The following is a 13,838-nucleotide window of genomic DNA, read 5'->3' on the forward strand; positions in this document are numbered from 1 at the left end:
AATGTCTGAACCGCTCACGACCCCCCTCGCGCTTGCCGGCATAAGCCACCACACCGCAGACATCGCCACGCTCGAGGCGTTCAGGTTCCCGGACGAGGTGGCGTTTCTCCGCGAAGCGCGGGAACGTTTCCATGGTGTGCTCCTGCTCCAGACCTGCAACCGCGTTGAGGTGCTGGTGCAGGGTGATGCACGTAGCCTTGAGGAGTTCCTGCACGTGATGGGTAGAGACGGGTTTACGGTCATCGAGGGCGAGGCCGTGCCCCGCCACCTCCTGGAACTTGCTGCCGGAATCGACTCCCTGATCGTCGGTGAGGATCAGATCCTCGGGCAGCTCAAGCAGGCGCTGGCAATCACACAGGAGGCAGGCACATCCTGTGCTGCAATCGAACTCTGTATCAACAAGGCTGTGCATGCAGGCGTCAGGGTCAGGCGTCAGACAGGGATCAACCGCGGCACAGTCTCCGTTGGTTCTGCTGCGGTGACGCTCGCAGAGAAACTTCTTGGAACATTGCGGGATCGACACATCCTGGTGGTAGGGAGCGGAGAGATGGGGGTGCTTGTGGCGCAGGCCCTGGCCGCGAAAGGTCTCACTGCAATCTACGTCGCCAACAGAACCTATGACCGGGCGGTGATCCTCGCAGAGAAGATCGGGGGACTGGCGGTCAACTTCAAGGATCTATACCGCTACATCGCGCTCTCTGACGTTGTCATTTCATGCACCGCTGCACCCCATGCCGTCATCCGGACAGAGGGTGTCCGGGAGGTGATGAAAGAACGTCTCTGGCCGCTCGATCGGCAGCCCCGCCATCTGATCCTCATTGATATCGCTCAGCCGCGTGACATCGAGGAGGGGGTGCGCGAGATCGAGGGCGTTCACCTCTTTACCATCGATGACCTCCGGAGCGTCAATGAGGCCGCCATGGCCTCCAGGAGGGACGAGGCCGCCCGGGCACGCCAGATAATCGAGGAAGAACTTGAGCATTTCATACGGCTACTCCGCCGCACGGCGGCCGACGAGACGCTGGCCCTCCTCTACACCTGGGCGGAGTCGATCCGTGGGCGTGAACGCGATCGTGCGCTCGCCCGACTCGGGGCGGTGGACGAACGGACGCAGGCGATCGTCGACGACCTGACGCGAGCGCTAACCAAGAAACTCCTGGCGGACGTGACGACGGCCATCCGGGCGAGCGCGGAGCGCGGCGATATAAAAGGTGCAGAAACCCTGATGAAGGCGATTACGCGAGGAGAATCATGTTTCCAGAACGAAGAATGAGACGGAGGCGGAGGCGGATCATCCAGCCACTCCTCCGCGAGACAGAACTGCGAAAGACTGACCTGATTGCGCCGGTCTTTGTGGACGAATCGATCGATGCACCGATCCCGATCGCCTCGATGCCGGGGCAGTTCCGCCACCCCGTGGATGGCGTTGTTGATCACTGTCGTCGTCTCCTGGACGGCGGTATCCGTGCGGTGATCCTCTTTGGCATCCCGGTTGAGAAAGACAGTGAGGCAACCGCGGCATACGCGAGCGACGGCGTCATACAGCGGGCTGTCAGGGAGATCAAGAACAATCTCAGAGGCATGGCGGTCATAACCGACGTCTGTGCCTGTGAGTACACCGACCACGGTCACTGCGGGATTGTCGGTGAGACCGCCGATGGCCCTGACCTCTTAAACGACCCCTCACTCGAACTGATGGAGCGGATCGCCGTCTCACACGCGGAGAGCGGTGCGGATATCGTTGCCCCCTCCTGCATGCTCGATGGCATGGTCGGAGCGATCCGGCAGGCTCTCGACGCCGCCGGACATACGGACACCCTGATCATGTCCTACTCCTCGAAGTTTGCAAGCTCCCTTTACGGTCCATTCCGCGATGCGGCGGATTCCGGGTTTGCGTTCGGTGACAGGACGACATACCAGATCAACCCAGGAAATGCACGCGAGGCGGTGATGGAATCAGAGCTCGACGGCGCAGAGGGTGCTGACATCCTGATGGTCAAGCCGGCCGGTATCTACCTTGATATTCTGGCGTCCGTGAAGGAGTTGGGGTTGCCGGTGGCTGCCTACCAGGTCAGCGGAGAGTATGCGATGATCAAAGCCGCTGCGGAACGTGGATGGCTGGACGAGCGGGCGGTTGCCCTCGAGACTCTCATCGCCATCAAACGTGCCGGGGCTGACATGATCATCACCTACTATGCAGAAGATGCAGCAAGGTGGCTTGATGAAGAGCAGTGACCTCTTTGAGCGTGCAAAGCAACTGATGCCCGGCGGCGTCAGCAGCCCTGTCAGGGCGATCAGACCATACCCGTTCTATGTGGAACGCGCAGCGGGGTCGCGTCTTACGACCGTCGATGGTGTGGAGTTCATCGACTGCTGTCTCGCTTACGGCCCGCTCATCCTCGGCCACGTTCACCCCGAGGTGAAGGGGGCGATCGAGCGCCAGATTGAGAAAGGGTGGCTCTACGGCACCCCGACACCCCTTGAGATCGACCTTGCCGGGACGATCATTGAGGACCATCCGGCAGTCGATATGGTCAGGTTCGTCTCTTCAGGATCGGAAGCGACAATGGCCGCGATCCGCCTGGCTCGCGGATACACCGGAAAGCAGGATATCGTAAAGGTTGAGGGCGGGTTCCACGGAGCACACGATGCCGTCCTGGTGAAGGCCGGTTCCGGGGCGACGACGCTGGGGGTGCCCGACTCCGCGGGTGTCCTGGCGGACGTTGTGGCGCATACCCGACAGGTCCCATACAACGACCCTGAGGCACTTGAAACCCTGCTCGCCAGGAATGAGGATGTTGCCGCGTTCATAGTGGAACCCATCATGGGAAACATCGGCCCTGTCCTGCCAGAGGACGGTTACCTCGCTGATCTCCGGGAGATCACCGCCGCACATGATGTCCTCCTGATCTTTGATGAGGTGATCACCGGCTACCGGGTCGGGATCGGGGGTGCGCAGGTTCGTTATGGGGTTAAACCTGATCTTGCAACCTTTGGTAAGATCATCGGTGGTGGACTTCCAATCGGAGCGTTCGGGGGGCGACGGGAGATCATGGAGATGGTCGCGCCCTCTGGCCCCGTCTACCAGGCCGGAACTTTCAGCGGCAACCCTGCAAGCCTTGCGGCGGGGTATGCGACGCTCCGTTACCTCCACGAGCACCCGGGCGTCTACCGGCACCTGGATGAGGCGACGCGAGCGATCGAGGAGACCGCCCTGGATGCGCGCAGGGGATCGTTTGTCAGGATGGGTTCGCTCTTCAAGCACTTCTTCAGGGAGGCGCCGCCCAGGAACTACCGGGACGTTCAGGAGTGTGACAGGGAGGCGTTCTCGCGGTTCTGGAAGGCGATGCTTGATGCGGGGATCTTCCTCCCGCCGTCACAGTTTGAGACGAACTTCCTCTCCACCGCGCATACCAGAACAGATATCGAGAAGATTGCAGACGCTTACGGATCATGTCTTTTCGCATAGGTACACGGGGGAGCGCTCTTGCGCTGGCACAGACAGAGAGAGTCGTTGAACTGCTTGCCGACCGTGGTGTTGATGCGGATGTTGTTACCATCACGACGGAGGGCGACACCACGATCGGCGTCCCGCTCCACGCTATAGGAGGGCAGGGGGTCTTTGTCAGGGCTCTCGATGACGCCATCCTCCGCGGCGAGATCGACGCTGCTGTGCACAGCATGAAAGATATCCCCGCGGCACGTCCGGCAGGACTTACCTGCTGCGCGGTGCTCGAACGTGACTCTCCCGCTGACTTCCTTGCGCACGAAGTCCCGCTCGATGCTCTCCGCGTCATCGGATCCTCGAGCACCAGGCGCCGCGCCCAGATCCTCCGCGACGACCCGACGCTTGAGGTAAGACAACTGCGCGGGAACGTCGATACCCGGATCCGGAAACTCCGGGAGGGGCGGTATGATGCCATCGTGCTCGCTGAGGCGGGTCTTGAGCGACTGGGGCTAACTCTGGAGGGCGAACCCCTCCCCGTCGGGAGGTTCGTCCCCTCGCCAAACCAGGGGACGATTGCGGTGGTCTGCCGCGATGACCCGGCGGTCGTTGAGACCCTTGCAACGCTTGACGATGCCCGGACGCGTCTTGATGTCGGGGTCGAGCGTGCCGTGATGGAGGAGGTCGGTGGAGGTTGTTTCACCCCGCAGGGGATATACTGTCGGGGCGGAGACCTGGTTGCCGAGGTGCTCTCGCTCGATGGTTCCAGGTGGGAGCGCATCGAGCGGCGCGTCACGACGATCGATGAGGCAAGGGTGTGCGGGCGAGAACTGCGCGAGAGGGCGGCCGACCTGATCCGGGAAGCCTACGCGGCACTGGGGATACGACCATGACAGGAAAAGCCTACCTGGTTGGGGCAGGGCCAGGTGGTCTCGGCCTCATGACGATACGCGCTCGTGAGGTGATCGAGAGCGCGGATGTGATCCTTTATGACCAGCTTCCGGGCGAAGAGATCCTTGCGACCCTCCCTGGGAGCGCCGAACTCATCGACTGCGGGAAGTATGGCGGGAACCACACTCTGGAGCAGCAGGAGATCGAGACGCTGATGGTTGAACGGGTGAAGGAGGGAAAAACTGTCGTACGCCTGAAGGGTGGCGACCCCTTCCTCTTTGGTCGCGGTGGAGAGGAGATGGAGACACTCCGGGAGCACGGCATCCCTGTCGAAGTGGTGCCGGGGGTGACTAGTGCCATCGCCGTCCCGGAGATGGTCGGGATCCCGGTCACCCACCGGCGGTACGCATCGACCGTGACGTTCATTACGGGCCATGAAGACCCGGCAAAACCTGAGTCCGCCCTCGACTGGGCGGTCCTCTCACGGTTGAAGGGGACACTCGTCATCCTGATGGGGGTAAAGAACCTCCCCAAAATCGCGGCGGTTCTTATCGAGCACGGGAAAGATCCCTCGACCCCGGTGGCGATCATAGAGCGGGGGTTACGGCCCGACCAGCGTGTGACTGTCGGGACGCTTGCTGATATCGTCGATAAGGCCCGTGCGGTGGGTGTCAGACCGCCAGCGGTGATCGTCATCGGCGGGGTTGTGGAACTATATGGAGGTTCCAACGAGTGATGGTGGGGTTATGACATTCGAGAGTGACTCTCTTTCTCGACCATACCACCACCCCCTATGATTGAGGTTGCTGAAAGTGCGCATCGCACCACCTGATATTAGACCCCGTAGCCTCATGCACCACATCCCTTCAACCGGCATACTCTTTTCCTCCTGTGCGCTTACTCTCCTATGAGGTTTACAATGCGGAGTGAGACGGTTAAGAGGGGTTACCAGCGTGCCCCGAACAGGGCGCTGCTCAGGTCGCTTGGCATCACAGATCGTGAGATGGAGATGCCCTTCATCGGGATAGCAAACGCCTACAACACCATCGTCCCCGGACACATCCATCTCCGGTCGATCTCGCAGAAGGTGCAGGAGGGGATCGCTGCCGCGGGCGGAGTGCCATTTGAGTTCGGGACAATCGGCATCTGTGACGGGATCGCGATGGGACACGAGGGGATGCGGTATTCACTTCCCTCGCGGGAGAACATCGCCGACGCTATCGAACTGATGGTTGAGGCGCACCGCTTCGACGGCCTGGTCTGCATCGGGACATGTGATAAGATCGTCCCGGGGATGCTCATGGCGGCGGTGCGGTGCGACATACCGACGATCCTCGTCACCGGCGGGCCGATGCTCCCTGGCTACGCGGCAGGCCGCGAACTATCTCTGATCGACGTCTTCGAGGGCGTTGGCCGCGTTGCCGCTGGCACAATGACCGAGGAAGACCTCGGCGAGATCGAGTGCTCGGCGATGCCCGGGTGCGGGAGCTGCCAGGGACTGTATACCGCAAACACCATGGCATGTGTTACCGAGGCTCTGGGGCTCTCCCTCCCCGGATGTGCAGCCATCCCGGCGGTCGATGCCGCAAAACTCCGTCTGGCCCGGGAGAGCGGGGAACGGGTGGTCGGCCTTGTCCGGGAAGATATACGACCACGCAGGATCGTCACCCGGAAGAGCCTTACAAACGCTATAAGAGTGGACATGGCACTCGGTGGATCGACGAACACGGTGCTCCATCTGATGGCAGTCGCGCGTGAGGCCGGTATCCCCCTTGACCTCGAGACATTCAATGCCATCGGCGAGAAGACGCCGCACATCTGTCACATGATGCCCGGCGGGCCGCACTCGATGCTTGCCCTCTACCGCGCCGGAGGCATCCCGGCGGTCTTAAAGAGGCTTGAGCGCTACCTTGACGACGCTCCGACGGTCTCAGGCCGCTCTATCCTGGAGATCGCAAATAACGCCAGGATCACCGATCCGGATGTGATACGGTCGACCGAGGCCCCGGTCAGCCTCGCCGGTGGTCTCAAGATCGTCCGGGGAACGCTCGCCCCCGACGGCGCCGTCGTCAAGTGCGCCGCTGTCCCCGAGGCGATGTGGCGTCACAGGGGTCCGGCGCGGGTCTTCGATGGCGAGGATGCCGCGATGACCGCGATCCTCAAGCGTGAGATTGCAGAGGGTGACGTTGTCGTGATCCGCTACGAGGGGCCGCGGGGAGGACCCGGTATGCCGGAGATGCTCTCCCCAACATCGGCACTGATGGGGCTTGGTTACGCACGGGTCGCCCTGGTCACTGATGGCCGTTTCTCTGGTGGCACAAGGGGACCGTGCATCGGGCATATCGCACCCGAGGCCGCGGTCGGCGGGCCTATCGCCTTTGTGGAGGATGGCGATGAGATCGCGATCGATCTATACGAGAAGCGACTCGATCTCTGTCTGGATCCGCAGACCCTGAAAGAGCGGCAAAAAAGCTGGAAACCACCACAGCCCCGGATAACTGGCGTGCTCGGCAGGTATGCCAGGACGGTGGAGCAGGCAAACCTGGGTGCCGTCCAGCGTTGAAAGACCCCGTAAGGGCTGGCGGGATCGGGGTTATCCCCTCCCCCCGAAACCGTCTCTCTCACAAAAACCCCGACCATCTCTCAGTGGGATCCGTTTCGGGAGAGGTTCATCAAACCGGGGCAGCGCCCGATGGTTGGGGGCGGTGCGTCGTGATGAACACGCAAAAGCCCCGTTATTCAGTGTAGTACTGCCATACCCGTCAGGCCGCATCTCCTCTGCAGGGCACCTTCTCAACGATCCAGGTATATATATTTTTAACGCATCGGTGACAATCCCCCTGTTTGGCCAGTGATGACGGATCGTCAACACTGACAACGGAGTAGAACATAGATGATAGAGAGATATCTTGAAGGGAACAGGCGTTTCCTGGAAGAAGACTTCAGAAGAGATCCCGATCATTACAGTCCGCTTGCATCGGCCCAGCACCCCGGTGTCCTCTGGATCGGGTGCTCCGACTCGAGGGTAGACCCGGAGCGGATCACCGGTGCAAAGGCCGGAGAACTCTTTGTGCACCGCAACATAGGCAACATCGTTCCTCTTCAGGACTGGAACCTTGCAACCGTGATCGAGTACGCGCTCAACCACCTCAAGGTCGGTGATATCGTCATCTGCGGGCACTCAAACTGTGGCGCGATAAAGTCGCTCGACCATGAAGGCGGGGACACCTACATCCCGCTCTGGTTAAACAACGCGGTTGAGGCGAAACGTCGTGTCGATTCCAGGATCCCGGCCCCGAAGAACCCGGAAGAAGAGAAGAACCGACTACGTCTCATCGAGATCGAGAACATCGGCCTGCAGATCGAGCATCTCCGCACCTATCCACCCGTCAGGGCTGCAGAAAAGGAAGGGCGGATCCAGATTCACGGCCTCTACTTCGATCTTGCCACCGGCGAGTTGAAGAAGGTAATTTAGGGATTTTCAAGAACCGACTCAATCTCTTCTTTTATCAGATTCAGCGAGATCCTCCCGATTGGCGTGAGCCTGTCGTTGACCAGGATTATCGGGATCGGCGGTTGGTGCTCCTCGATGATGCATCGGACGTCTTCGGGCATCCCTTCATCGATCAGCGTCGTCTTCACCACAACCCTATCCCCATACTCGGCGAGCAGTTCTTTACGCAGGGCGTTGATGGCTTCAAGCAGGTTGTTTGAGGGGTGGCAGGTCTCAAGGCCGCAGGATCTCGTCTCGTCACAGGGAAATGGGCCGCACTCGGAATCTTTGAGCCCGACAATCTCGACTATCACTTCTGCCATATATCAACGGTGGGTGACGGATGCTATATTATCCTTCGTCCGCGGTAACGAGCAACGCACGTAGCGAAGCCCTGATCTGTTCTTCAAGCCCTTCGATATTTGCCACGTCTCGCAGTCGGTCGAGATCGCCGATCAGGATCGGTTCAACAGGGCGGATACCCAGATTTCCCATGAACGCATTGACCACGCCTGTGACGCAGGTGAATGCCTCCTTCCCACGCCGTCCAGCGACCGCGATGAGAAGACCGCGGGCGTGCACCTCTGCCCCCAGCACCTTCTCTCGCGCGTGGAGCCACTGACACCGGTCCATCGCCGCCTTGAGGGGTGCAGGTACAGTACTGGTGTAGACCGGGGTGCAGACTACCACGAGCGATGCGGTCTCAAGCGCCCTGATTAGCCTTGGCATATCATCCTCAACAGGACAGTAACCCTGGTCGTAGCAGACGTAGCAGCCTATGCAAGCCCGTATATCCATCTCCTGCAGATAGAAGATGCGAGAGGAGAGGCCTGCCCTTGCGACCTCGTCATCGCACCATGACGCAATCTTTGCGGAGTTGCCAAACCGGCGAGGACTCCCCTGCAGGATCACAACATCGACCTTATAGCCCGGTAGCGGGCGTGTAAAGACCCGTGGCCGGGTATAAAGGTGTGGGCGCGACGAGACGTCCTGTGCTAGCCTGGCAAAGACTATCTCCGCGGTCTTACGGGTGTCAAAGAGCGAACCCGGCGGTATCTCATATGAGTTGACCGCGTAGTTGTAGACCGTCTCTGTGCCATGGAGAACCTCGATTTTGTAGCGGATCATACCTGGATATATACTTCCCATATCCTCCAGGGTCAGCCTGAGGGTGAACGTTCCCTCAGATGTCTCGATAATCTGAGTCTTCTCTTCTGTCGCGCTCTCGCTCATCGTGTGTCATCTCGTTTCACCTTATCTTCTACATTTCGGATTGCCTGAAGGATGCGCTGCTTTCCAGACCGGCAGCCGGTCGGTCACTACCGTTAATAAGGAATCCGATCCACATGGTATGGTAATTCATGAAGGCGGTTCTGGGTCTTGAAGACGGAACATTTGTTGTAGGGGATGGTTTTGGTGTTGAAGGGACATGCTCCGGTGAACTCGTCTTCACGACGCAGATGACCGGTTACATGGAGGCATTGACTGATCCCAGTTATGCCGGACAGATCCTGATGTTCACCTACCCCCTTATCGGGAATTACGGTGTAGATCTGCAGAATTTTGAGAGTTCCAGGGTTCATGCATCTGGATGTGTCGTGCGCGAGATCGCGCGCGTGCCAACTACGAGACCCTCGGTTGCGGAATACTTTGAAGAAAACGCTCTTTTGGGGATATCTGGTGTTGATACCCGCAGCCTGACGATAAAGACACGGACCCACGGCACACTCAGGGCATCTCTCATCGTCGGTTGTGAGGACGGGGACGAAGCGGTCAGGCTTGCCAGGTCGGTTCCCCCGATCACCGGGACCGATCTTATCGGACAGGTCTCCTGTACCGGGCCCTACACCATCACCGGCCCCGGAAAACGGCTCGCTCTCATAGATCTCGGGGTGAAACGCCACATCATTGAGAGTCTGAGTTACCGTGGCGCTGAGATCCATGTCTTCCCGCACAACGCAACACCTGACGAGGTTATGCTTGCAGAGCCCGACGCTCTCTTCATCAGTAACGGTCCCGGCGACCCGAGAAGGGCAACAGACGCCATCCGTTGTGTCAGCGAACTGGCCGGGGATGTGCCCATAATCGGGATCTGCATGGGCATTCAGGTTGCAGCACTTGGACTCGGCGCAGAGACCTACAAGATGAAGTTTGGCCACCGTGGGACAAACCAGCCTGTCCGCTACAGCGACGGTAAGATCTACATCACCACGCAGAACCACGGGTTTGCTGTGGACGAGGAGAGCCTGCCGGAGGGCTGCACCGTATCCTACCGGAACGTGAACGACGGCACAGTCGAGGGGTTCGAGAATCGCGATCTCAACATCACCTGCGTCCAGTTCCACCCTGAAGCGCACGGCGGACCCAGGGACACGGAGATGCACTTCTTTGACCGCATATACAGGGAGATTCCATAATGCCGAAGATGCCTCACATTAAAAAAGTCCTACTTATCGGTTCCGGCCCAATCCAGATAGGGCAGGCAGCCGAGTTTGATTTCTCTGGATCACAGGCCTGCCGTGCCCTCCGGGAAGAGGGGGTCAAGGTTGTCCTGGTCAACTCAAACCCCGCGACGATCCAGACCGACCCCGATATGGCGGACACGATCTACATCGAACCCCTGAAGGCCGAGATCATCGCGAAGATCATCGAGAAGGAGAAGCCTGACGGTATTCTGAGCGGCATGGGCGGTCAGACCGGGCTCAATATGACGGCGGAACTTGCGGAGATGGGAGCACTCGAGGGCGTTGAGATCCTTGGAACACCGCTTGAGGCGATCTACCGTGGCGAGGACCGGGAACAGTTTCGCAATCTGATGAACATGATCGGGGAACCCGTCCCCCGGAGCACGATCCTGGAGAACATGAACCAGATCGAGGATGCCATACGGGATGTGGGCCTCCCTGCGATCATCAGGCCCGCCTACACCCTTGGCGGATCAGGCGGTGGTGTGGCACACACGCCCGAGGAGATGCGGCGAATCTGCGAGATCGGTCTTGCCCGTTCCCGGATTCATCAGGTCCTTGTGGAGGAGAGTGTCGCGGGCTGGAAGGAGATCGAGTTTGAGGTTATGCGCGACGCCTCAGATACGTGTATCATCATCTGTGGCATGGAGAACGTCGACCCGATGGGCATACATACCGGTGAGAGCGTCGTCGTTGCGCCAATCCTCACCCTCCGGGATGACGAGTTCCAGACACTCCGGACTGCCGCGATAAAGATCATCCGGGCGCTCGGCATCCAGGGCGGATGCAACATCCAGTTTGCCTACCGAGATGGCGATTATCGGATCATCGAGGTGAACCCGCGGGTCTCGCGCTCATCCGCGCTTGCCTCCAAGGCGACCGGTTACCCGATCGCCCGTGTTGCGGCAAAGATCGCGATAGGGCTGCGACTGGATGAGATCATGAACACAGTGACCGGTGTCACGCCGGCGTCATTTGAACCGGCAATAGACTACGTCGTGGTGAAGGTGCCCCGGTGGCCGTTTGATAAGTTCCGGTCAGCAGACAGAACGCTCACCACCGCGATGAAGAGCACCGGGGAGGTGATGGCGATCGGGCGAACGGTAGAGGAGGCATTCAAGAAGGCGCTCCGGTCGCTCGATAATGATATGCAGCGGCACACAAACCCAAACGAGATCCGGATGATCCTTACATCTCCTACGGACGAGCGTTTCGGGTGTCTCTTCGATGCCTTCCGCGAGGGATTTGCCGTTGAGGAGGTCGCAAAACTCACCTCCATAACACCGTTCTTCCTGGAGAAGGTCAGGAACATTGTAGACCTCGAACGGAAGTTAAAGACTAACTTTGCACCGGAAGACGTCAGGGTCGCCAGGCGTTATGGTTTCATAGTCGAGGAGATCCAGGAACTGACCGGGTTGACCGCCGCTGAGGTTGAGAGACTCTCTGGAATGCTGACCTACAAGATGGTCGATACCTGTGCCGCCGAGTTCCCGGCGACCACGCCATACTTCTACTCCACCCGGGAGGACGGGTGCGAACTGACCCGGAACGACACAAAGAAGGTGCTGATCCTCGGTTCGGGGCCGATCAGGATCGGACAGGGGATCGAGTTTGACTACTGTACCGTCCACGCGGTGATGGCACTGCGTGAGGAAGAGGGAATCGAGGTTCATATCATCAACAACAACCCCGAGACGGTCTCAACCGATGCTGACACCTCTGACAGGCTCTTCTTCGAGCCGATGCACCTTGAGGACGTCATGAACATTCTCAAGAAAGATGACTATTACGGTGTCATGGTCCAGTTTGGCGGCCAGAACTCTGTGAACCTGGCAGTGCCGCTTGAGGCGGAGATCAAACGCCTTGGTCTTGGAACAGAGATCCTGGGGACATCACCCGACGCCATGGACGTGGCAGAGGATCGTGACCGGTTCAGCCATCTCCTGAAGCGGCTCGGGATCCCCAGCCCCGCGAACAGTTCCGCCTACTCTGAGGAGGAGGCGCTTGAGATTGCCCGGAGGATCGGCTACCCGGTGCTGGTCAGACCGTCCTACGTCCTTGGGGGGCGGGCGATGGAGCTCGTCCACGACGATGCTGAACTCGCGAGTTATATCAAAGAGGCTGTGCGGGTGAGTCGTAAACACCCCGTGCTGATCGACTCGTTCCTCCAGGGCGCTGTCGAGATCGACGTGGATGCTGTCTGTGACGGGACGGATGTTCTGATCGGCGGTATAATGGAGCATATCGAGTGGGCCGGTGTCCATTCTGGTGATTCGGCCTGTGTCATTCCGCCGCAGTCGCTCTCAGCCTCGGTGATCGCACGGGTGCGTGAATACACAAGAGAGATCGCCCTGGGTCTCGGGGTTGTGGGACTGATAAACATCCAGTATGCCGTCCAGAACGATGTGGTCTACGTCCTGGAGGCAAACCCCCGGGCAAGCCGGACGGTGCCGTTCGTTGCAAAGGCAACAGGGATCCCCCTTGCAAAGATCGCGGCGAAGGTGATGGTCGGGAGGAAACTTGCCGATATGGGTGTTGCTGAACGCGAGATCCGGCATGTTGCGGTGAAGGAGGTGCTCCTCCCATTCAACAAGCTTCCCGGCGTCGATACCGTGCTCGGCCCGGAGATGAAGAGTACAGGTGAGGTGATGGGAATCGATTATGATTTCGGCCGCGCCTACTACAAGGCATCTACCGCCGCGGATAACACCCTGCCGACGGAGGGGAACGTCTTCATATCGGTGACCGACGAGCAGAAGGAGGAACTCCTCCCGATCGCACGAAAACTCAGGGACCTCGGCCTCACCCTTTACGGGACGAGCGGGACGGTTGAATTCCTGGCCCAGAACGGCATCGAGGCAAACCTTGTGCGGAAAGTCCAGGAGGGGTCGCCAAACGTCATTGACGCGATGCGCTCAGGGAGCATCCGGCTGATCATCAACACCCCTGCAGACAAGGCCTCCCGCCAGGACCACATACAGATCATGAGGGCTGCTGTGGATTACGGTATCCCCTACATCACGACGCTCCAGGCGGCCAGGGCGGCCGCGATGGCGATCGAGGTCATCAAGCACGAGGAGATCACTCTCGAGCCGCTGGCGCACTATCATGGAGAGGTATAACCGGGAAGGCTCAAACATCTTTTAGGATGGGTTTTGCTCGGAGTTATGGGGCATCTCAACCAGTGATTGGATCTCCATAACCCGGCGCTGCATGGTATTTACATGTGAACTTTATCTTGCAGCGTGAAGAGGGTGTGGAACTGGATGACCCTCGCCGGTAGGTCTGGTTTAACCCATTCCAGGATCCCCCCTCCTTCGGGGATTCACCGGCCACAGGGTATCTTCGCGATCCAGGTTGAAGAGATGGGTTGCCGGATCGAAAATGTTATAATTTTGAGTGCTAAATATGGTGGCAGCCATATTGATAGCTAACAGACTTGATAGCTAACAGACGCCGTTGAGAGAGGGGATTGGTGCTGGCAGTGTAGTGTAGTTCCGTGAGGTTTAATGCCAGAAATTCTTGCAGTACTCTCTCTGGCGCT

The 13,838-nt window shown here is 59.3% G+C and carries 11 protein-coding genes; 9 read left to right on the forward strand and 2 right to left on the reverse strand.

Going from position 1 to position 13,838, the window contains the following annotated elements; genetic code table 11:
- Position 1 precedes the first annotated feature (1 nt).
- The 7 genes from hemA to QMC91_RS02275 all read left to right on the forward strand — a co-directional run bounded on the left by hemA (position 2) and on the right by QMC91_RS02275 (position 7,811).
- Positions 2 to 1,273, forward strand: coding sequence for a glutamyl-tRNA reductase (hemA, locus tag QMC91_RS02245; RefSeq protein ID WP_300235181.1), 1,272 nt, complete (start codon positions 2 to 4; stop codon positions 1,271 to 1,273).
- Positions 1,252 to 2,235, forward strand: a complete 984-nt coding sequence (gene hemB / locus QMC91_RS02250; RefSeq protein ID WP_300234735.1) for a porphobilinogen synthase — start codon at positions 1,252 to 1,254, stop codon at positions 2,233 to 2,235. Before hemA ends, hemB begins: the two co-directional genes overlap by 22 nt.
- On the forward strand, positions 2,222 to 3,469 hold the full coding sequence (hemL, locus tag QMC91_RS02255) for a glutamate-1-semialdehyde 2,1-aminomutase (RefSeq protein ID WP_300234738.1): 1,248 nt from the start codon (positions 2,222 to 2,224) through the stop codon (positions 3,467 to 3,469). The genes hemB and hemL overlap by 14 nt, the downstream gene beginning before the upstream one ends.
- A complete protein-coding gene (hemC, locus tag QMC91_RS02260) occupies positions 3,454 to 4,338 on the forward strand; it encodes a hydroxymethylbilane synthase (protein ID WP_300234741.1) in 885 nt (294 codons plus the stop codon). The genes hemL and hemC overlap by 16 nt, the downstream gene beginning before the upstream one ends.
- Positions 4,335 to 5,072, forward strand: a complete 738-nt coding sequence (gene cobA / locus QMC91_RS02265) for a uroporphyrinogen-III C-methyltransferase (RefSeq protein WP_300234744.1) — start codon at positions 4,335 to 4,337, stop codon at positions 5,070 to 5,072. The genes hemC and cobA overlap by 4 nt, the downstream gene beginning before the upstream one ends.
- A gap of 183 nt (positions 5,073 to 5,255) precedes the next feature.
- The gene (ilvD, locus tag QMC91_RS02270) at positions 5,256 to 6,899 is read left to right on the forward strand and encodes a dihydroxy-acid dehydratase (RefSeq protein WP_300234746.1); all 1,644 of its coding nucleotides are present in this window, start codon (positions 5,256 to 5,258) and stop codon (positions 6,897 to 6,899) included.
- Positions 6,900 to 7,229: 330 nt separating this feature from the next.
- Positions 7,230 to 7,811 carry a carbonic anhydrase gene (locus QMC91_RS02275; protein WP_300234748.1) on the forward strand — a complete coding sequence of 194 codons (582 nt, stop codon included), beginning with the start codon at positions 7,230 to 7,232 and terminating at the stop codon, positions 7,809 to 7,811.
- Here QMC91_RS02275 and QMC91_RS02280 read toward each other — a convergent pair.
- Both QMC91_RS02280 and QMC91_RS02285 read right to left on the reverse strand, forming a co-directional pair.
- Positions 7,808 to 8,152, reverse strand: a complete 345-nt coding sequence (locus tag QMC91_RS02280; RefSeq protein ID WP_300234751.1) for a hypothetical protein — start codon at positions 8,150 to 8,152, stop codon at positions 7,808 to 7,810. The genes QMC91_RS02275 and QMC91_RS02280 overlap by 4 nt on opposite strands.
- A 28-nt stretch (positions 8,153 to 8,180) precedes the next feature.
- Positions 8,181 to 9,062 carry a flavodoxin family protein gene (locus QMC91_RS02285; protein ID WP_300234753.1) on the reverse strand — a complete coding sequence of 294 codons (882 nt, stop codon included), beginning with the start codon at positions 9,060 to 9,062 and terminating at the stop codon, positions 8,181 to 8,183.
- A gap of 128 nt (positions 9,063 to 9,190) precedes the next feature.
- Between QMC91_RS02285 and carA the strand changes: the two genes are divergently transcribed.
- Positions 9,191 to 10,246, forward strand: coding sequence for a glutamine-hydrolyzing carbamoyl-phosphate synthase small subunit (carA, locus tag QMC91_RS02290; RefSeq protein WP_300234756.1), 1,056 nt, complete (start codon positions 9,191 to 9,193; stop codon positions 10,244 to 10,246).
- The gene (carB, locus tag QMC91_RS02295; RefSeq protein ID WP_300234759.1) at positions 10,246 to 13,416 is read left to right on the forward strand and encodes a carbamoyl-phosphate synthase large subunit; all 3,171 of its coding nucleotides are present in this window, start codon (positions 10,246 to 10,248) and stop codon (positions 13,414 to 13,416) included. The genes carA and carB overlap by 1 nt, the downstream gene beginning before the upstream one ends.
- Positions 13,417 to 13,838: the final 422 nt, after the last annotated feature.

The organism is Methanoculleus sp. (assembly GCF_030019085.1).
GTDB lineage: Archaea > Halobacteriota > Methanomicrobia > Methanomicrobiales > Methanoculleaceae > Methanoculleus.

What these genes read in the sequence shown, in the direction of transcription:
- hemA (WP_300235181.1), top strand. Translation starts at nt 2, where the DNA reads ATGTCTGAACCGCTCACGACCCCCCTCGCGCTTGCCGGCATAAGCCAC.
- hemB (WP_300234735.1), top strand. Translation starts at nt 1,252, where the DNA reads ATGTTTCCAGAACGAAGAATGAGACGGAGGCGGAGGCGGATCATCCAG.
- hemL (WP_300234738.1), top strand. Translation starts at nt 2,222, where the DNA reads ATGAAGAGCAGTGACCTCTTTGAGCGTGCAAAGCAACTGATGCCCGGC.
- hemC (WP_300234741.1), top strand. Translation starts at nt 3,454, where the DNA reads ATGTCTTTTCGCATAGGTACACGGGGGAGCGCTCTTGCGCTGGCACAG.
- cobA (WP_300234744.1), top strand. Translation starts at nt 4,335, where the DNA reads ATGACAGGAAAAGCCTACCTGGTTGGGGCAGGGCCAGGTGGTCTCGGC.
- ilvD (WP_300234746.1), top strand. Translation starts at nt 5,256, where the DNA reads ATGCGGAGTGAGACGGTTAAGAGGGGTTACCAGCGTGCCCCGAACAGG.
- QMC91_RS02275 (WP_300234748.1), top strand. Translation starts at nt 7,230, where the DNA reads ATGATAGAGAGATATCTTGAAGGGAACAGGCGTTTCCTGGAAGAAGAC.
- QMC91_RS02280 (WP_300234751.1), bottom strand. Translation starts at nt 8,152, where the DNA reads ATGGCAGAAGTGATAGTCGAGATTGTCGGGCTCAAAGATTCCGAGTGC.
- QMC91_RS02285 (WP_300234753.1), bottom strand. Translation starts at nt 9,062, where the DNA reads ATGAGCGAGAGCGCGACAGAAGAGAAGACTCAGATTATCGAGACATCT.
- carA (WP_300234756.1), top strand. Translation starts at nt 9,191, where the DNA reads ATGAAGGCGGTTCTGGGTCTTGAAGACGGAACATTTGTTGTAGGGGAT.
- carB (WP_300234759.1), top strand. Translation starts at nt 10,246, where the DNA reads ATGCCGAAGATGCCTCACATTAAAAAAGTCCTACTTATCGGTTCCGGC.